The organism is Streptomyces sp. AC558_RSS880 (assembly GCF_019049255.1).
Lineage (GTDB): Bacteria > Actinomycetota > Actinomycetes > Streptomycetales > Streptomycetaceae > Streptomyces.
Window position 1 is genome coordinate 126522 of sequence record NZ_JAGMUJ010000031.1, and the last position, 18812, is coordinate 145333.

Here is an 18812-nt window from a genome sequence, read left to right on the forward strand (position 1 = left end):
GAGCAGCCCAATAGGGACGCTCCGGGCTCACTGTCCTAGGACTGCGGGCCGTTCAGTAAGACCATGACCCACAGTCCCAGGACTGTCAACAGTCCTGGGACTGTGTTTCACTGGTCGATGTCGAGAGGAGTGCTGCATGGCGCCCAAGTGGCGGGAGCTTGCGGACCGACTGGCCGAACAGATCAGGAACGGCGAGTACGCGCCCGGTGCCCAATTGCCGCAGATCAGGGACCTAGTGGAAGCGGGCGAAGGCTCGAAGTCCACGGTCCATGCGGCTTACAAGGCGTTGGAGGCCGAAGGGCTGGTCACGTCGTCGCGCGGACACGGCACGGTCGTCCGTGAGCGGGCCCCGCTCAAGCGGCTCGGCATCGCACGGTACGACAAGGCCAAGTGGCGGGACGGCGATGAAGTGGCGTTCATCGCGGACCGCGTGGCGTCCGGACGCACGTACAAGCGGAACGAACAGACCCAGACCGTCAGCCGTGTGACGGCGCCGGCCGTCGTCGCCCAGGCACACGGTCTGCCGGAAGGTGCGGAGGTCTACGCACGCGCGCGCGTGGTCAAGGAAGGCTCACAGCCGACGCACACGCTGACCAGCTACTACCGTCCCGAGCACGTAGAAGGGACGCGCATCGTCGACCCGACGCCGGGGCCTGCCGGCCGGGGCGGTGGCTTCCGTGTCCTGTACGACGCCGGATACGAGATCGACCACATGCAGGAGACGCTGTTCGCACGCATCCCCACGGCGGACGAAGTCCAGCTCCTCCAACTCGCACCGGGTGAGTGGGTGGTGGAGCTGCACCGGACGACGTACACGGCCGACGGCACCGTGGTGGAGTTCGCGGTCGGCGTGCACGCGGCGACACGCTTCGCCTGGACGTACGACTTCAAGGTCCCCGACTCAGCGAAAACGGAGGGCGAGAGCAAGTGATCTCAGCACAGGCATGGGCCGACGCTCAACGGCTCTGGGACTTCCAGCAGATGGGCCATGAGCTGCGCCCATGCTCTGTCGCGATCGGACTCGGCAGTCATGACCTTGGAGTCGCGGACACAACCGCCGATCTCTACCACCGGGGCATGATGCCGCTGATCGTCTTCACCGGGGCGACCAGCCGCACCACACGCGACCGCATGCCGCGTGGCGAGGCCGAGCACTACCGCGAGCGGGCGATGGAACTGGGAGTGCCGGCCGATGCCATCCTCGTTGAACCGCGGGCCCGGAATACAGGAGAGAACATCCGCTTCTCTCGCGCACTCCTCGAAGAGCACCAGGCCGCCGTCTCCTCCGTCCTGCTGGTCAGCAAGCCATACGAGGAACGACGCGCCTACGCAACCGCCCGCAAACTGTGGCCCGAAGTTGAGTGGGTCAGCGCGTCCACACCCATGACCCTGGCCGACTACGTCGACTCGATCGGAGACGCACGCCTGGTCATCGACATGCTGGCCGGCGCGCAGCAGCGGCTCATGATCTACCCGCAACAGGGATTCATGATCGAGCAGCGCGTACCCGAGGACGTGACCGCAGCGTTTGAGCGCCTGCGCGACGCCGGGTTCATAAGCCGACTCGTGGCAGATGCCGCAGCGAGGGAGTGACGGCACTGCAGAGGGCGAGTAGCTTTCTGTACTGCTGGTTGAGGCCACTGGGTGGAAATGAGGGAAAATGGGGGGGAATTTATCAGACGCGGTCTACGGTCTGATCGGAGTTCTCGGGGGTGCCGTTGTCACCGGGGGCGTTGCTTTTTGGGGGCCGCTTCAACTGCAGAAGCGGGCGAGGAGAGAAGCGGAGGCCGAACGCGACCGGGCCCGGTCCGAGACCGCGACGGCTCGCGAGGCGGAGCTGCTGCGTGCCCAAGTCGCCCGGGTTGTACTGGTGCGTAAATCCATCGCAGCGTGGGACGACCTCTTAGTGCGAATGTGGTCGGAAATAAGTTACCGCGATCCGGTGGACCTGGAGGAGTTCCGCCGGGCTGTGGAACCTGTTCGCGCCGAGGCGCGAACAGCCCTGTACGAAGCCCTCCACGATGGTCTCTACATCCCCACAGCCAGACGCAGTGTCGACCTCGTCGAAGGGGTACGCGGCCTCGGCCAGCATACTGAGGAAGATACCGACCACCCACAATGGGTCCTGGACGTTTTCGAGGAATTGAGTCAGGTACTGGCTCGTGCCGCGCGGCAAGACATCGCAGAAGAGGAAAGGTCGGTGCTGCTTTCCTTCGCGCAGAAAAGGCTTGAGGTCGCTCACCATCATCGAGCCATGATTTCTCAGATCTTGATGGAGCATGTTGAGCGTATCGCGGATATCACCACGATCGATCTCCGGGAACGGGGCGGCGGAATGCCTCGGAATGCTTCGCATCAGGTCGAGGAGAGCCTCGGAGATATCGAGGGAGAAGGCCGCACAAGGGGCGGAGACGGAGGCGGCCTGCAAGGACGGGAAGTCTGAATCCACCCTGTCCTTCAGTAACTCTTCGACAACGGCCACCCAGTACCTGTCCCGTGTGGCTACTAGGAGAGTGCCCACCCAGCGACCGGCCGAGCTGGCGCGACTAACTCGCCAGCTCAGTTGGGCCGGAACGAGGACGTACGTGAGCTGCAGGTCATAGAAGGTGAACGGAGCCCGCTGTAAAGCTGCTGCTGGACGAGCGGCGGGCCGTCTCCGGGCCGTCCGAGGGTGGCCCACGACAACCGCTAACGACCAACAACGACCGCGAGGGCGCGGCAGTCTGCCGCGCCCTCGTGGTGTGTCTGTGCAGCTAGACCCACGTGTCCAGCCACATCCGCGCCCGCCAGTCGTCGATCGGGATCGTGGTGCCGGTGTAGATGGGCCAGAAGTAGATGAAGTTCCAGGCGATCAGCAGGGTCAGTACGCCCGCCGCCGTCGCGCCCGCGACACGGCGGGTGTCGGTGGAGCGGGGCGGACCGACGAGGGCGCCCAGGAGCATCGCCACGGCCAGGCAGAGGAAGGGGAGGAAGACGACGGCGTAGAAGAAGAAGATCGTGCGCTCCTGGTACAGGAACCAGGGCGCGTAACCGGCCGCGATGCCGCAGGCGATCGCGCCGGCCCGCCAGTCGCGTCGGAACAGCCAGCGCCACAGGACGTACAGGATCGCGAAGCAGGCCACCCACCACAGCATCGGCGTGCCGAGGGCCAGCACCTCCTGGGCGCACTTCTCGCCCGCGTCGACCGGGCAGCCGTCCGTGCCGGGGGCCGGGGACTCGTAGAAGTAGGAGACCGGACGGCCGGTGACGATCCAGCTCCACGGGTTGGACTCGTAGGTGTGCGGCGAGGACAGGCCGACGTGGAAGTCGTAGACCTGGTTCTCGTAGTGCCACAGGCTGCGCCACCAGTCGGGCAGCAGCCACGACCAGCTGCTGTCCTTGCCGTCCTTGGCCGCCCAGTCGCGGTAGTAGCCGCCGGTGCCGTCGGCCGGGGAGAGGATCCAGCCGATCCAGGAGGCGAAGTAGGTGACCACGGCCACCGGCACGGTCGACAGGAACGCCCAGCCCAGGTCGCGCCTCAACACCGCGAGGCGGGGCCGGTGCGCGCCGGCGACCCTGCGCGCGCCGACGTCCCACAGCACCGCCATCACACAGAACGCGGCCATGATGTAGAGGCCGTTCCACTTCGTGCCGATCGCCAGCCCCAGCATCAGACCCGCCGCCAGGCGCCAGGGGCGGAAGCCGATCCGGGTGTTCTCGGCGACGTACGCGTCCGGGCGGACCCGGCCGTCGGCGTCCACGGGCAGCGCGGCGGCGAGCTTCTCGCGCGCCCGGTCCCGGTCGACCACCAGGCAGCCGAACGCCGCCAGCACGAAGAACATCAGCACGCCGTCGAGCAGCGAGGTCCGGCTCATCACGAAGTGCAGCCCGTCCACCGCCATCAGCGCGCCCGCGAGACAGCCGAGGAACGTGGAGCGGAACAGGCGCCGGCCGATCCGGCACAGCATCAGCACGGAGAGCGTGCCGAGCAGCGCCGTCATGAACCGCCAGCCGAACGGGTCGAAGCCGAACAACAGCTCGCCCAGCCCGATCACGTACTTGCCGACCGGCGGATGCACGACGTACGCCGCGTCCGTCGGGACGGGGACGGGACCGCCCGAGAGGATCAGATCGTTGACGTTCTTGTCCCAGTTGACCTCGAACCCGCGGTGGACCAGCGCCCACGCGTCCTTGGCGTAGTACGTCTCGTCGAATATCACCGCCTTCGGGCTGCCCAGGTTCCAGAACCGGAGCACGCCCGCCAGCAACGTGACCAGGAGCGGGCCGCCCCACCCCGACCAGCGGGTGACGTGCCCCGCGAGGACCGGTGGCACCCCGAGCGTGTCCCACAGCCGCTTCGACGGCTCCGTGTACGGCGGCACCAGGCGGTCGCGGACGTCGCCCCCGCGGACATCGGCCTTGCGGACGTCACCTCCGGCCGGGCCCGGCGCCGGGTAGCCGAAACGGCGCAGCCGCTGCCGCCACGACGGCCGCTCTTCGTGCGGTGCCTGGTCCTGCAGGGTGTCCGTGGAGGACGCGGTACTGGTCACCGCGCCATCGTAGGGAACAGGGCTGTGTGAGTCCCGCGCATGGCCGGTATGCCCCGGCTCCGTCCGGTGCTGGGAGGATGGGGGAGTGACCGGAATCCTCGTACTCGCAGGCACCCCCATCGGCGACATCTCCGACGCCCCGCCCCGGCTCGCGGAGGAACTGGCGGGCGCCGACGTCGTCGCCGCCGAGGACACGCGGCGGCTGCGGCGCCTCACCCAGGCGCTCGGCGTCACCCCCAAGGGGCGGGTCGTGTCGTACTTCGAGGGCAACGAGTCCGCCCGCACGCCCGAGCTGGTCGAGGAGCTGGCGGGCGGCGCGCGCGTGCTGCTGGTGACGGACGCCGGGATGCCGTCCGTGTCCGACCCCGGCTACCGGCTGGTCGCCGCGGCCGTCGAGCGGGACGTCAAGGTCACCGCGGTGCCGGGGCCGTCCGCGGTGCTCACCGCGCTCGCCCTGTCCGGGCTGCCCGTGGACCGGTTCTGCTTCGAGGGGTTCCTGCCCCGGAAGGCCGGCGAGCGGCTGGGACGGCTGCGCGAGGTCGCCGACGAGCGGCGCACCCTCGTCTACTTCGAGGCCCCGCACCGCCTCGACGACACCCTCGCCGCGATGGCCGAGGTGTTCGGCGGGGAGCGGCGGGCCGCCGTGTGCCGGGAGCTGACCAAGACGTACGAGGAGGTCAGGCGCGGTCCGCTGGCGGAGCTGGCCGCGTGGGCGGCGGAGGGCGTGCGCGGGGAGATCACGGTGGTGGTCGAGGGGGCGCCGGAGAAGGGGGCCGAGGAGATCGACGACGCCGAGCTGGTGCGGAGGGTGCGGGTGCGGGAGGACGCCGGGGAGCGGCGCAAGGAGGCGATCGCGGCGGTGGCCGTGGAGGCGGGGCTTCCCAAGCGGCAGGTGTTCGACGCGGTGGTGGCCGCGAAGAACGCGGGGGCGTGAACGGCCCCGGGGCGTGAACGGTCCCGGGGGCGCGAAACGACCTCTGAGCAGGTCGCTCCTCCGGTGAGCGGGCGCCCCACGGGCGGGTAAAGCGGTCCGGCGGAAGGCAAAGCTCCGGCACCGTCCGTGAGGCGGTCGGGCAAGGGGACACCAAATCGCCGTCAATACTCGGTCGGCCCTCCTGCGCTCGCGGCAGTGGAGTAGTCCACTTAGGTTCGGGGGCGGATCCGCTCCCTCCAGCGGACCGACAGGAGCCGGGATGACCGAGATCACCGGGCAGGCCGCGCTGCGCGCGGGCGCCACCGCCGTCGTCGACGAGTCGTATTCCTTCGCCTGCATGCGCTGCGGATACGGCTGGGAACAGTCGTACGAGATAGAGCACCACACCGACGCCGACGGCCACGAGTTCGTGATGTACGTGGCGGACGGCCAGATCGTCCCCTCCCCGCTGAACCGGCCGACGTGCCAGAACTGCGACGGTCACCTGGTGCGCATCCTGGGGGCGGGCCGGGTCGCCTGCGCACACGACGCCGAGCTGACGTCCGCGCCGCTTCCGTAGGATCGGGGGCATGCCTTCGAACGCCCCCGACAAGAACGCCGCCCCGCCGCTCCCGGAGCCCCTGCGGGTTCCGGTCGCGGACTCGCACACCCACCTCGACATGCAGTCCGGCACGGTGGAGGAAGGGCTCGCCAAGGCCGCGTCGGTGGGGGTGACGACCGTGGTGCAGGTCGGCTGCGACCTCAAGGGGTCCCGGTGGGCGGCCGAGACGGCGGCGGCGTACGACGCCGTCCACGCGACGGTCGCGCTGCACCCCAACGAGGCGCCGCGCATCGTCCACGGGGACCCGGACGGCTGGTCCCGGCAGGGCGCCCGCGAGCCCGGCGGGGACGCCGGCCTGGACGAGGCGCTCGCCGAGATCGACCGGCTGGCCGCGCTGCCCCAGGTCAAGGGCGTCGGCGAGACCGGCCTCGACTACTTCCGCACCGGACCGGAGGGCAAGGAGGCGCAGGAGAAGTCCTTCCGCGCCCACATCGAGATCGCCAAGCGGCACGGCAAGGCCCTCGTCATCCACGACCGCGACGCCCACGCCGACGTCCTGCGCGTGCTGAAGGAGGAGGGCGCGCCCGAGCGCACCGTCTTCCACTGCTACTCGGGCGACGCCGAGATGGCGGAGATCTGCGCGAGCGCCGGCTACTACATGTCGTTCGCCGGCAACGTCACCTTCAAGAACGCGCAGAACCTGCGGGACGCGCTCGCCGTGGCCCCGCTGGAGCTGGTCCTGGTGGAGACCGACGCGCCGTTCCTGACCCCGGTGCCGTACCGCGGCCGGCCCAACGCCCCGTACCTGGTGCCGGTGACCGTGCGCGCCATGGCGGCCGTGCGGGGCGTCGACGAGGACACCCTCGCCACCGCCCTCGGGGCGAACACGGCCCGCGCCTTCGGTTATCCACAGGCGTGACCTGCGAGGTCCCCGTGCCCCGTACCCTTGTCCCGTGACCAGCCCCACCCCCGACGCCCTCCTGGGCCCCGCCGACGTCCGTGAACTGGCGGCCGCCCTCGGCGTACGGCCCACCAAGCAGCGCGGCCAGAACTTCGTCATCGACGCCAACACGGTCCGCCGTATCGTGCGCACCGCCGAGGTCCGCCCCGACGACGTGGTCGTCGAGGTAGGCCCGGGGCTCGGCTCGCTCACCCTGGCGCTCCTCGAGGCCGCCGACCGGGTCACCGCCGTCGAGATCGACGACGTCCTGGCCGCCGCGCTGCCCGCCACCGTCGCCGCCCGCATGCCCGGGCGGGCCGAGCGGTTCGCGCTGGTCCACTCCGACGCGATGCACGTCACCGAACTGCCGGGACCCGCCCCGACCGCGCTGGTCGCGAACCTGCCCTACAACGTGGCCGTCCCGGTGCTGCTGCACATGCTCGAGACGTTCCCGAGCATCGAGCGCACCCTCGTCATGGTCCAGTCGGAGGTCGCCGACCGGCTCGCCGCCGCGCCCGGCTCGAAGGTGTACGGCGTGCCGTCGGTCAAGGCCAACTGGTACGCGGAGGTCAAGCGGGCCGGCGCCATCGGGCGGAACGTCTTCTGGCCCGCGCCCAACGTCGACAGCGGGCTGGTCTCGCTGGTCCGCCGCGCGGAGCCGCTGAAGACCGGCGTCTCCCGGCGCGAGGTGTTCGCCGTCGTCGACGCGGCCTTCGCCCAGCGCCGCAAGACGCTGCGGGCCGCGCTCGCCGGGTGGGCGGGCTCGGCGGCCGCGGCGGAGGCCGCCCTGGTCGCGGCGGGGGTGTCGCCGCAGGCGCGGGGTGAGTCCCTCACGGTGGAGGAGTTCGCGCGCATCGCCGAGAACAAGGAGCCGGGTCAGCAGTGAGCGTCACCGTCCGCGTCCCCGCCAAGGTCAACGTCCAGCTCGCGGTCGGCGCGGCCCGCCCCGACGGCTTCCACGACCTGGCCAACGTCTTCCTCGCGGTGGGTCTCCACGACGAGGTCACGGTCACGGCGGCCGATGAGCTGCGTGTGACCTGCGCCGGTCCCGACGCCGACCAGGTCCCGCTCGACCGTACGAACCTCGCCGCCCGCGCCGCCCTGGCGCTCGCCGAGCGGTACGGCCGGGACGCGGACGTCCACCTCCACATCGCCAAGGACATCCCCGTCGCAGGGGGTATGGCGGGCGGCAGCGCGGACGGCGCGGGCGCCCTGCTGGCGTGCGACGCGCTGTGGGGGACGGGCGCCTCGCGCGACGAACTCCTCGACATCTGCGCCGAGCTGGGCAGCGACGTGCCGTTCAGCCTGGTGGGAGGGGCGGCGCTCGGCACCGGACGGGGCGAGCGGCTGACGGAGCTGGAGGTGGGGGGCACCTTCCACTGGGTGTTCGCGATGGCCTCGCGGGGGCTGTCCACACCGGCGGTGTTCCGGGAGTTCGACCGGCTGGGGGAGGGACGGGAGATCCCCGAGCCCGTGGCCTCGCGGGAACTGCTCGACGCACTCGCCAAGGGTGACGTCGACGCACTCGCCGTCGCCGTCTCCGGCTCCAACGGCCTTCAGCCGGCTGCGCTGTCGCTGTTCCCGGAGCTGGCGGACACGCTGGCGGCGGGGCGTGCGGCGGGGGCACTGGCCTCGCTGGTGTCGGGGTCGGGGCCGACTACGGCGTTCCTCGCCCGGGACGCGGAGGCGGCGGAGGGGATCGCGGGCGCCCTGCGGGCCTCCGGTACCTGCCGCACGGTGCGTACGGCGGCAGGTCCCGTGCCGGGTGCGACGGTCGTCTGAAGCGCTCAGGGCCGTGTTTCGACCGGGCCCAGGTCGATGGCGATGGCGGAAGGCTTGTCGACCTTGATCCGGTCACGGTGCCAGCCCATGTGTACATAGGACTGCGTCACCGGGTCGAGCTCGTAGACATGGACGAGGGGACGGCCGGTGGTTCCGTCCGGCTCGACACGCCAGTAGTGGGGGATTCCCGCGAGGGCGTACTTGTGAGGTTTGGTCGTACGGTCGCGGGATTCCGAGTCGGGCGAGACGACCTCCACGGCGAGCAGGACGTCCTCGGCCTTGAAGCTGGTCTGGTTCAGCCCGGTGACCGCGTCGGCTCGAACCACGCTGACATCCGGTTCGGGGCCGTTGCGCTTGTCGAGAACGACGGTCATCTCCCGCTCGACACTGAACTCCGGGCCGAGAGCGCTACGCAGCCCGTTGAACAAGAGGTCGATCGCAAGGAAGTGGAAACGGCGCTGCGGACTCACGAAGACCAGACTCCCGTCGATCAGCTCGGTGTGCGGCGGGAGATCAGGCAGCGTGAACAGGTCATCCACGGTGTAGCCGTCCAACGGCGGCACCGGCCACTGGACGCGGTGCTCTACGGACTCGGCGGTCATGGTTCCTCCCATGGACGGGATCCTGCTGCCTGCCCTCCACGGTAGCCGTCCCTTTCCGACCACGTCATCACAAGGAGTGACTGTCGCCTCGCGTCCCGGCCGCCCTCCGTCAGGGCCTACGCTTGAAAACTGATCGATCCACCGGGCAGGAGAGAAATGGCCGTCAATCTGGTCAATGTCGAGAACGTCAGCAAGGTGTACGGGACGCGTGCGCTGCTCGACGGGATCTCCCTCGGTGTCTCCGAGGGGGACCGGATCGGGGTCGTGGGGCGCAACGGCGACGGCAAGACCACCCTCATCCGGATGCTGGCCAAGCTGGAGGAGGCCGACACCGGGCGGGTGACGCACTCCGGCGGGCTGCGGCTCGGGGTGCTGACCCAGCACGACTCCCTCGACCCGGCCGCCACCGTCCGGCACGAGGTCATCGGGGACATGGCCGACCACGAATGGGCCGGGAACGCCAAGGTCAGGGACGTACTGACCGGGCTGTTCGGCGGGCTGGACCTGCCCGGGTTCCCCAAAGGGCTCGACACCGTCATCGGGCCGCTGTCCGGCGGCGAGCGGCGGCGGATCGCGCTCGCCAAGCTGCTCATCGAGGAGCAGGAGCTGATCGTCCTCGACGAGCCGACGAACCACCTCGACGTCGAGGGCATCGCCTGGCTCGCCGAGCACCTGCGGAACCGCCGGTCCGCGCTCGTCTGCGTCACCCACGACCGCTGGTTCCTCGACCAGGTCTGCACCCGCATGTGGGACGTGCAGCGCGGTGACGTGTACGAGTACGAGGGCGGCTACTCCGACTACGTCTTCGCCCGCGCGGAGCGCGAACGGATCGCCGCCACCGAGGAGGTCAAGCGGCAGAACCTGGTCCGCAAGGAGCTGGCCTGGCTGCGGCGCGGTGCTCCCGCGCGGACGTCCAAGCCGCGGTTCCGGGTCGAGGCCGCGAACGAGCTGATCAAGGACGTTCCGCCGCCGCGTGACAGCAGCGAGCTGATGAAGTTCGCGTCGTCCCGGCTCGGCAAGACGGTGTTCGACCTGGAGGACGTCACCGTCCAGGCCGGGCCCAAGGTGCTGCTCAAGCACGTCACCTGGCAGCTCGGGCCCGGGGACCGCATCGGTCTGGTCGGGGTCAACGGGGCGGGCAAGACGTCCCTGCTGCGGGCGCTCGCCGAGGCGGCCCGGAGCGAGGGGGAGGTGCAGCCCGCGGGGGGCAGCGTCCGCGTGGGCAAGACGGTCAAGCTCGCCTACCTCTCCCAGGAGGTCGCCGAGCTCGACCCCACCTGGCGGGTGCTGCAGGCCGTGCAGCAGGTGCGGGAGCGCGTCGACCTCGGCAAGGGGCGCGAGATGACCGCCGGGCAGCTGTGCGAGACGTTCGGGTTCAACAAGGAGAAGCAGTGGACGCCGGTCGGGGACCTGTCGGGTGGTGAGCGGCGGCGGTTGCAGCTGCTGCGGCTGCTGATGGACGAGCCCAACGTCCTCTTCCTCGACGAGCCCACCAACGACCTCGACATCGAGACCCTCACCCAGCTCGAGGACGTCCTCGACGGCTGGCCCGGCTCGATGATCGTCATCTCCCACGACCGGTTCTTCGTCGAGCGCACCACCGACCGGGTGTTCGCCCTCCTCGGCGACGGCGCCCTGCGGATGCTGCCGCGCGGCATCGAGGAGTACCTGGAGCGCCGCAAGCGGATGGAGGAGGCCGCCGCCGCCTCGGTGGCCGCCGTCCCGGCCGCGGCGACTCAGGGTTCCGCCCCGGAGAAGAGCGCCGCCGACCAGCGCGCCGCCAAGAAGGAACTCCAGAAGATCGAGCGCCAGCTCGACAAGATCTCCGAGAAGGAGACCAGGCTGCACGCCGCCATCGCCGAACAGGCCACCGACTTCGCGAAGGTCGCCGAACTCGACGCCGAGCTGCGGGAACTGGCCGGACAGCGGGACGAACTGGAGCTGCGCTGGCTGGAACTGGCGGACGACGCCTGAGCCGCCGGCCCTGTCCGTGTACGGGGGCGCGGGTGGCGTGAAGGGGGCGTGAAGGCGCGTAACAGAGGCATCACGGGCCGGTCCTCCCTTGGGAACAGGGGAGGACGCGGCCCGGTGGCGTGTCGGTGCCGGGTGATACAAAGGGGCCAGTCTGAGAAACGTCTGAATACGACTCTGGGTTCATCGCGTACCTCAGGGCGTGGCTAAAAATCAGTGATGTAAGGGGGAACGCGCTGATGACGCAGCCGCCGAACCAGCCGCCGCAGGGTGGCTTCGGAGCACCGCAGGATCCGCCGCCGGGAGGTGGCTTCGGGGCTCCGCAGACGCCTCCGCAGGGTCCGCCGCAGCCCGGGTACGGGTATCCGCAGCAGCCGGGGCCGTACAACTCCGGACCGTACGCCTCCGGGCCCTACGGCCAGCCGCAGCAGCCGGGGCCCTACGGGCAGCCCGGGTACGGATACCCGACGCAGCCGCAGTTCCCCGGGGCGCCCGGTACGCCGCCGCCCGGCGGGCCCGGCTCCCGGAACCCCTTCAAGGGCAAGCCCGCCATGGTCATCGGTGCCGCGGTCGCCGCGCTGCTGGTGGTCGGCGGCACCGTGTGGGCCGTCTCCGGTGACGACGGCAAGAAGGACAAGAAGCCCGTCTCCAAGCCGACCGACGACCCCGAGCCGGGTGGCTCGTCCGGCGCCCCGGTCAACCCGGGCGACGGCAGCGGCGACGGCGGCGAGGACCCGGAGAACCTCAACGAGGGCCGCCAGGCCGGTGAGTCCAAGGTGCTCTGGTACAAGGAGGCGCCCGACGCGCCCGGTTCCGGCGCCGACGCCCCCGGCATGTGGATCACCGACAAGACGGCGGTGAAGGCCGTCTACAAGGAGCTCTCCGCCTACAACATCGGTGACGGCGCTCCCACCTGGGACACCATCACCTTCCCGCAGGAGATATGCGCGGTCACCCAGGAGAAGACGGCCGACGACAAGGTCGTCGTCGCCTACAAGAACGGCAAGAGCGACAGCGCCGAGTGCAACCAGCTCCAGCTCGTCGACCTCAACACCGGCGAGAAGGGCTGGAAGCAGGAGGTCGCCGAGGGCGCGCTGTTCGACTCCGTGCTCTCGATCGAGATGTCCCTCGCCGGTGACACGCTGATGGTGGGCCGCTCGATGTCGGGTACCGCGTACGACGTGACGAACGGCAAGAAGCTGTTCGACACGAAGAAGTACGGCGACGCCTGTTTCCCCTCCGGATTCGCGGGCGGCGAGCGGCTGATCCAGGTCGCCTCCTGCGGCGCCGGCGGCAACAATGAGCACGACGAGCTCCGGGAACTCGATCCGAGGACCGGCAAGGTGAAGTGGACCTACGCGTACGAGAAGGGCTGGCGCGTCGATCACACCTTCTCCGTCGACCCGGTGGTCGTCCACGCCAGCAACGAGGACAAGGACAGCTGGAACATCGCCACCTTCACCGCCGGCGGCAAGGTGCGTTCGCAGGTCGGCGTCGACGAGGACTTCGCCCCCGAGTGCGGCTGGGCCGTCCTGTCGCGCAGCCTTCAGAGCTGCCAGGCCGCCGCCGTCGACGGGGACACCCTCTACCTGCCCACCGTGGCGTCCGGCGGGGCCAACGAGATCGTCGCCATCAGCCTCGCCGACGGCAAGGAGAAGTGGCGGGTGAAGTCCCCGGTGGCCGAGTCGATGCAGCCCATGAAGGTCGAGGGCGGCAAGCTCATCGCCTACGTGAAGCCCTCGTACGACTCCGGTGGCCAGGTCGTGGCCGTCCCCACCGGCGGCAGCGATCACAAGCCGGTCAAGCTGATGCAGAACCCGCAGGGCGTCGCGGACATCGAGAGGGACTTCTACAGCAAGGCGATCGACTGGGTCGACGGCCGCTTCTACATCTCGACGACCCGGCTGACCGGCAATGACGAGTCGAAGGAGAAGTTGATGCTCGCCTACGGCAAGTGAGGTCGCGGCTCGTCTTCTTCCCGCCGTCCGTCATCCGTCGCCCGTCGTCCCCTTTTTTCGAGGTACTCACGTCATGACCCAGCCGCCTCCGCCGCCCAACCAGCCCCCGCAGCAGCCGGGGTTCGGTCCGCCGCAGCAGCCGTCCGCTCCTGGTGGGCCCGAACTCAACAAGGCCCCGGAGCCCGGATACGGGTATCCGCAGACTCCGGCCGCCCCGCAGACTCCGCCGACCCCGGCCGCCCCGCAGCCTCCGGTCACGCCGCCGTCGGCTCCGCAGGGGCCCGGGTACGGGTATCCGCAGCAGCCGCCGGCCGCCGCCGGGTACGGGTATCCGGGGCAGCCGCAGCAGCCGGGGGCGTACGGGCAGCCGCAGCAGCCGGGGGCGTACGGGCAGCCGCAGCAGCCGGGGGCGTACGGGCAGCCCGGATACGGCCAGCCCGGGTACGGACAGCCCGGCTATGGCCAGCCCGGGTACGGGCATCCGCAGCCGCCGACCATGCCGATGCAGCCGCAGCCGGGGGGTGGCGGGAAGAAGTTCAACGCGCAGGCCGCCATCATCGTCTCGGCGGTCGCGGCCATCGCCCTGATCGTCGGCGGCGGTGTCTGGTACGCGTCCTCGTCCGGCAAGGACGACGACAAGAACACCACCGCGGGCACCGGCGGCACCGGCGGCAAGGACGAGAAGAGCGGCGGCACCGGGGGTACCGGGGGCACCTCCTCCGAGGCGAAGGAGAAGGCACCGGCCGACACCGGTTCCAAGGTGCTGTTCCAGGTGCCCGCGCCCAAGGTCCCCAAGGGCACCACGAGCATCCCCACCTCCGGTTCCTGGCTGACCGACACGGTGTACGCCAAGAGCGGGATCGCCGAGGTCGTCGGCTACGACCGCGCCAAGGGCACCGAGAAGTGGACGGTCGACCTGCCCGGTCCGGTGTGCGAGGGCAGCGGCCGCGTCACCGAGGACAACAAGACGGCGATCATCTTCAAGCCCGCCATGCCGACCAAGACGGATCCGCAGTCCTGCACGCAGGTCGCGGTGATCGATCTGGAGGCCGGCAAGCAGGTGTGGGCCAAGAGCGCCAAGTCCGGCACCATGCCGATCAGCTTCAGCAACGTCACGATCAGCGGCGGTACCGTCGCGGCGGGCAGCACCAGCGGCGGCGCCGCCTGGGAGGTCGCCTCCGGCAAGCAGCTGTGGGCGCCCAAGACGTCCGACTCCTGCTACGACTCCGGGTACGGCGGCGGTGAGAAGCTCGTCGCGGTGCGCAAGTGCGGCACGTACGAGCAGCGTCAGCTGCACATCCAGACCATCGACCCGAAGACCGGGAAGGTGATCACCGAGTACAAGATGGACGAGGGCATTGAGTACGCCTCCGTCGTCTCCACCGACCCGCTGGTCGTGGCCGCCGACGTCGGTGAATCCGCGGACGACGGCAGCGGCATCTCGGACTTCTTCTCCATCGACAACAAGACCGGCAAGCTGCGTACGCGCATCTCCGCGCCGGGCGAGGAGTACGCGGCCCGCTGCGACGGCATCTACAAGCTCGAGAAGTGCAGCGGGCTGGCGGTCGGCGAGGACAGGCTGTACATCGCGACCGAGGAGCACGAGGGCGGCGGGGAGTCGTACAGCCAGACCAACGAGGTCGTCGCCTTCGACCTGGCGACCGGCAAGCAGACCGGGCAGCGTGCCGACGCGGGTGACGGCTACACGATCACTCCGCTGCGGATGGACGGCGGCAACATCCTGGCGTACAAGCGTCCGCCGTACGACAAGGGCGGGCAGATCGTCAGCATCGACGGGGGGACCTTCAAGCAGACGACGCTGATGGAGAACCCGGCGACGGAGGCCGTGCGGGACGTGGAGACGCGGATGTCGCCGGATTACGCGGAGATCCTGTTCTCGCAGGGCGGTCTGTACATGTCCGGTGTGTACGCGAGTGACTTCTCGTCGGCTTCGGACGAGAAGGAATATCTGGTGATCGCTTTCGGTACGAGCTGATCGTTCGGTTTCTTGTTTCTCGCGGCCCCGTCCCTGGTCAGGGACGGGGCCGCGGGCGTATCGCGCATCCTGCGCTCATCGCCGTCGAATGCGAGAATTTCGGTGATCCGGGGCGATTCTCGCCGGTAGGGGGAGCGCGGCGTCGAACAAGCGTGTAGCTTCCGGGGGCATCTTGGGGTGCGTTGTTATGGGGGGTTGGTTGTTCGATGGGAGTGCGGCTGATGGTGGTCGACGACCACCGATTGCTCGCCGAGGCGTTGGCCTCGGCGTTGAAGCTGCGGGGGCACCGGGTGCTGGCGGCTGCGGCGCCGGCTGCCGGGGCGGCGGATCTGGTGATCAGCAGGGCGCCCGAGGTGTGCCTGCTGGGGACGGCGGCGCCGGCGGAGGCGGGGGCGTTCGATCCGGTGGTGAAGATCAAGCGGGAGCGGCCGCAGGTGGCGGTGGTCGTGCTGGGGCCGGTTCCGTCGCCGCGGGGTATCGCGGCGGCGTTCGCGGCGGGGGCGTCGGGGTACGTGCGGCACGATGAGCGCATCGAGGGGGTCGAGCGGGCGATCATGAAGGCGCGGGCGGGGGAGGCTGCCGTGGCGCCGCAGTTGTTGCAGGGGGCGTTCGGGGAACTGCTGAATCCCGCGGCGCAGCCGGACGACGAGGGCGCGCGGTTGTTGCAGATGCTGACGCCTCGGGAGGTGGAGGTGCTGGTGCGGGTCGCCGACGGGGAGGACACCCGGCTGATCGCGGCGGGCATGGGCATCGCGCCGTCCACGGCCCGGACGCATGTCCAGCGGGTCCTGATGAAACTGGGCGTGGGCTCCCGCCTGGAGGCGGCGGCCCTGGCCGCCCGGACGGGGTTGCTGGACCGGGCGGGACCGGTGGGGGGCGGCTCCTAGTCCTGCGGCCGGGTGGGTGGGATGCCTGCGGCGCATCGTTCGGTCCGGTGGGGGCGGGCGTAGCGCCTGCGGTCGGTGGGTGGGTCGGGGCCGCGTCGGGGGTGTCCGTCCTCGGACCGGCGCGGATCACGTTGCTCGGAGGGGGTGCGGGGCGCGGACGCGCCGGCCACTGCGGGCGGCCACCCCCGCCCCGTTCCCTTCCCGCCGTACGCGGCTGCCGGCCACTCCCGCCGGCTCCCCGCCACCGCGGGCGGTCGTGCCTCCCCCAGTGCCGTAAAGGCCTGGGAGGTACCCCCAGGGCGGCACGGGTGGGCGGTGGGGGTACCTCCCGCTCATGGGGGTCCCCCCGCTCGAGCGAAGTCGAGAGTGGGGGAGAAGTCGAGAGTGGGGGAGGCACCCCGCTGGCGCCGGGCCGCGCGACCTACCCCCGGCCCACACCGACACCGGGCGCCCCACCGAGCCCCGGACCGCGCGTCCCGTGCGGCCCCGCTCACTCCTCCCGTTCCCCCGGAACGACATCCGGCGGCGGCGGAGCCGTCGGCCTGAGCTTCAGCCAGAGGAGGAACAGCAGGCCCAGGACCAGCATCCCCAACCCCGTCCAGAGGTTGATGTTGACTCCCTCGGCCTTGTCGATGTCCGCATCGGACGCGGTGAATCCCGCGATCGTGACGATCACGCCGTACACGACGAACAGCCCGCCGATGATCCGCCGGATGTCGAACAGCCGTGCGGCCGTCGTGGACTTGGTCTCCAACTCGGTGATCTCCCGCTGAAGATCACGCTCGGAGTAGTGCTCGGACATGGTCTCTCCATCCTCCCGCGGTCAGAACGAGAACGGGATGTAGCAGGCGGCAGCCAGAATCACCGCACCCCAGCCCAGCAGCGCGGGCTTGCGGTACCACGCGTCGTCGCCCTCGGCGGGCGGTTCCGCCATGCCGGGCGAGCGCGTGCCGTAGACCAGGCCCTGGAGCTCGTCGGCGGGCTTGGGCGCGGTGAAGAGCGACACGGCGACCATGACCACCGCGCCCGCGACGAAGCCGGCGATCGCGGAGACGAAGTTGGCGCCCTGGTCGGAGGGGATGTCGATGATGCCCTGCTTGTAGATGACGAAGTAGTTGATCATCGCGGCGGTGGTGCCGGCGATCAGGCCCCAGAAGCCGGACTTCATGGACGCCCGCTTCCAGAACATGCCGATGATGAAGACCACGAACATCGGCACGTTGAAGAAGGAGAAGAGCGTCTGGAGGTAGCTCATGATGTTGGAGAAGGAGCTGGCCAGGAACGCCGTGCCGATGGAGGCGAGGACGCCGATCGCGGTGATCAGGCGGCCGAAGCGGACGTAGTACGCGTCCTCGCGGTGCTTCACCACGTACTTCGCCCAGATGTCGGTGGTGAAGACGGTGTTGAAGGAGGAGATGTTGGCCGCCATGCCGGCCATGAACGCGGCCAGCAGGCCGGTGACGGCGATGCCCAGCACGCCGTTGGGCAGGAGCTGTTCCATCAGGTACGGGATGGCGTCGTTGTACTGGAGGTCCGAGTCGGGCGTGCCGATGGCGGGCACGAGGACCGCCGCGACCAGGCCCGGGATCATCACCAGGAACACGATGAAGATCTTCGGGAACGCGGCGATGAGCGGGGTGCGCTGGGCCGCCGAGAGGTTCTTGGCGGACAGGGCGCGCTGCACCTCGGCGAAGTTCGTCGTCCAGTAGCCGAAGGAGAGGACGAAGCCGAGGCCGAGGACGATGGTCAGCCAGTTGGCGCCGAGCGGGTTGTCGCTGCCGATGCCGGTGCCGCCCCAGGCGGTCATGAAGTCGCCGCCGCGCGATGCGGTGAGGGAGTCGGACAGGCCGTCCCAGCCGCCGACGCTCTTCAGGCCGAGCACCGTGATCGGGATGAGCGCGGCGAGGATGACGAAGAACTGCAGGACCTCGTTGTAGATCGCCGAGGACAGGCCGCCGAGGGTGATGTAGGCCAGGACGAAGAAGCCGGCGACGACGATCGCCACCCACTGCGGCCAGCCGAGGAGGGCCTCGACGACGATCGCGAGGGCGTAGAGGTTCACGCCGGCGATGAGGATCGCGGCGGCCGCGAAGAGGACCGAGCTGAGCAGGTGGGCCGCCTTGTCGAAGCGCAGCAGCAGGAACTCGGGGACCGAGCGGACCTTGCTGCCGTAGTAGAACGGCATCATCACCAGGCCCAGGAAGACCATCGCGGGGATGGCGCCGATCCAGTACCAGTGGGTCGTGTAGACGCCGTACTGGGCGCTGTTGGCCGCCATGCCGAGGATCTCGGTGGCGCCGAGGTTGGCCGCGATGAAGGCCAGACCGGTGACCCAGGCGGGCAGGGAGCGGCCGGACAGGAAGAAGTCGAGGCTGGTTCTGACCGAGCGGCGGGCGGCGAAGCCGATGCCCAGCACGACGACGAAGTAGATCCCGAGGATCGTGTAGTCCAGCCAGTTGGTGGGGAGTCGAAGCTCTGCGGCTAGGTATGTGGGGGTTTGCATACACACTCGCTTCGTTCGCGAACTGATCCGGTGCGGAACCCATGCCTCCGTGTTCAGTGATTGAACACTTCCCGTGACGTTCTTTGTTTGATTGTGATAAGCGGGGCTCGCTGATGGGTTGTGATGTGTTATGTTTGATTGTGTTGGATGATTGGCGGGTGCAGAGGAG

General features: G+C 69.7%; 15 protein-coding genes and 1 pseudogene. 11 read left to right on the forward strand and 5 right to left on the reverse strand.

What is annotated here, in order from left to right; translation table 11 throughout:
• Positions 1-136 precede the first annotated feature (136 nt).
• The gene (locus tag KUM38_RS14505) at positions 137-931 is read left to right on the forward strand and encodes a GntR family transcriptional regulator (RefSeq protein ID WP_217129768.1); all 795 of its coding nucleotides are present in this window, start codon (positions 137-139) and stop codon (positions 929-931) included.
• A complete protein-coding gene (locus tag KUM38_RS14510; protein WP_217129769.1) occupies positions 928-1593 on the forward strand; it encodes a YdcF family protein in 666 nt (221 codons plus the stop codon). Before KUM38_RS14505 ends, KUM38_RS14510 begins: the two co-directional genes overlap by 4 nt.
• Before the next feature lie 310 nt (positions 1594-1903).
• On the opposite strand, the gene KUM38_RS14515 is transcribed toward KUM38_RS14510, so the two are convergent.
• Both KUM38_RS14515 and KUM38_RS14520 read right to left on the reverse strand, forming a co-directional pair.
• Positions 1904-2482, reverse strand: a complete 579-nt coding sequence (locus KUM38_RS14515) for a hypothetical protein (protein WP_217129770.1) — start codon at positions 2480-2482, stop codon at positions 1904-1906.
• Between the two features lie 271 nt (positions 2483-2753).
• On the reverse strand, positions 2754-4529 hold the full coding sequence (locus KUM38_RS14520; protein WP_217129771.1) for a dolichyl-phosphate-mannose--protein mannosyltransferase: 1776 nt from the start codon (positions 4527-4529) through the stop codon (positions 2754-2756).
• Positions 4530-4614: 85 nt separating this feature from the next.
• On the opposite strand from KUM38_RS14520, the gene rsmI reads away from it, so the two are divergent.
• The 5 genes and pseudogenes from rsmI to KUM38_RS14545 all read left to right on the forward strand — a co-directional run bounded on the left by rsmI (position 4615) and on the right by KUM38_RS14545 (position 8726).
• Positions 4615-5463, forward strand: a complete 849-nt coding sequence (rsmI, locus tag KUM38_RS14525) for a 16S rRNA (cytidine(1402)-2'-O)-methyltransferase (protein WP_217129772.1) — start codon at positions 4615-4617, stop codon at positions 5461-5463.
• Between the two features lie 259 nt (positions 5464-5722).
• A pseudogene (locus KUM38_RS14530) lies at positions 5723-5995 on the forward strand (hypothetical protein); the annotation flags it as partial.
• A gap of 37 nt (positions 5996-6032) precedes the next feature.
• Positions 6033-6923 (forward strand): TatD family hydrolase, encoded by an 891-nt coding sequence (locus KUM38_RS14535; protein ID WP_217129773.1) that lies wholly within the window; start codon positions 6033-6035, stop codon positions 6921-6923.
• A 34-nt stretch (positions 6924-6957) separates the two neighbouring features.
• Positions 6958-7830 carry a 16S rRNA (adenine(1518)-N(6)/adenine(1519)-N(6))-dimethyltransferase RsmA gene (rsmA, locus tag KUM38_RS14540; protein ID WP_217129774.1) on the forward strand — a complete coding sequence of 291 codons (873 nt, stop codon included), beginning with the start codon at positions 6958-6960 and terminating at the stop codon, positions 7828-7830.
• Positions 7827-8726, forward strand: coding sequence for a 4-(cytidine 5'-diphospho)-2-C-methyl-D-erythritol kinase (locus KUM38_RS14545; RefSeq protein ID WP_217129775.1), 900 nt, complete (start codon positions 7827-7829; stop codon positions 8724-8726). Before rsmA ends, KUM38_RS14545 begins: the two co-directional genes overlap by 4 nt.
• 5 nt (positions 8727-8731) lie before the next feature.
• Here the strand turns inward: KUM38_RS14545 and KUM38_RS14550 are convergent, their stop codons facing one another.
• The gene (locus KUM38_RS14550; protein ID WP_217129888.1) at positions 8732-9328 is read right to left on the reverse strand and encodes a Uma2 family endonuclease; all 597 of its coding nucleotides are present in this window, start codon (positions 9326-9328) and stop codon (positions 8732-8734) included.
• A gap of 156 nt (positions 9329-9484) precedes the next feature.
• Between KUM38_RS14550 and KUM38_RS14555 the strand changes: the two genes are divergently transcribed.
• The 4 genes from KUM38_RS14555 (at position 9485) to KUM38_RS14570 (ending at position 16140) form a co-directional block, all read left to right on the forward strand.
• Positions 9485-11302 (forward strand): ABC-F family ATP-binding cassette domain-containing protein, encoded by a 1818-nt coding sequence (locus tag KUM38_RS14555; RefSeq protein WP_217129776.1) that lies wholly within the window; start codon positions 9485-9487, stop codon positions 11300-11302.
• Between the two features lie 236 nt (positions 11303-11538).
• Positions 11539-13257: a PQQ-binding-like beta-propeller repeat protein gene (locus KUM38_RS14560; RefSeq protein ID WP_217129777.1), complete on the forward strand. Its 1719-nt coding sequence runs from the start codon at positions 11539-11541 to the stop codon at positions 13255-13257.
• A gap of 73 nt (positions 13258-13330) precedes the next feature.
• Positions 13331-15253, forward strand: coding sequence for a PQQ-binding-like beta-propeller repeat protein (locus KUM38_RS14565; RefSeq protein ID WP_217129778.1), 1923 nt, complete (start codon positions 13331-13333; stop codon positions 15251-15253).
• A 206-nt stretch (positions 15254-15459) separates the two neighbouring features.
• Positions 15460-16140: a response regulator transcription factor gene (locus KUM38_RS14570; protein WP_217129779.1), complete on the forward strand. Its 681-nt coding sequence runs from the start codon at positions 15460-15462 to the stop codon at positions 16138-16140.
• 490 nt (positions 16141-16630) lie between these two features.
• Here the strand turns inward: KUM38_RS14570 and KUM38_RS14575 are convergent, their stop codons facing one another.
• Complete coding sequence (locus KUM38_RS14575) at positions 16631-16942, reverse strand: hypothetical protein (RefSeq protein WP_217129780.1); 312 nt, start codon at positions 16940-16942, stop codon at positions 16631-16633.
• 21 nt (positions 16943-16963) lie between these two features.
• Positions 16964-18643: a sodium:solute symporter family protein gene (locus KUM38_RS14580; protein ID WP_217129781.1), complete on the reverse strand. Its 1680-nt coding sequence runs from the start codon at positions 18641-18643 to the stop codon at positions 16964-16966.
• Positions 18644-18812: the final 169 nt, after the last annotated feature.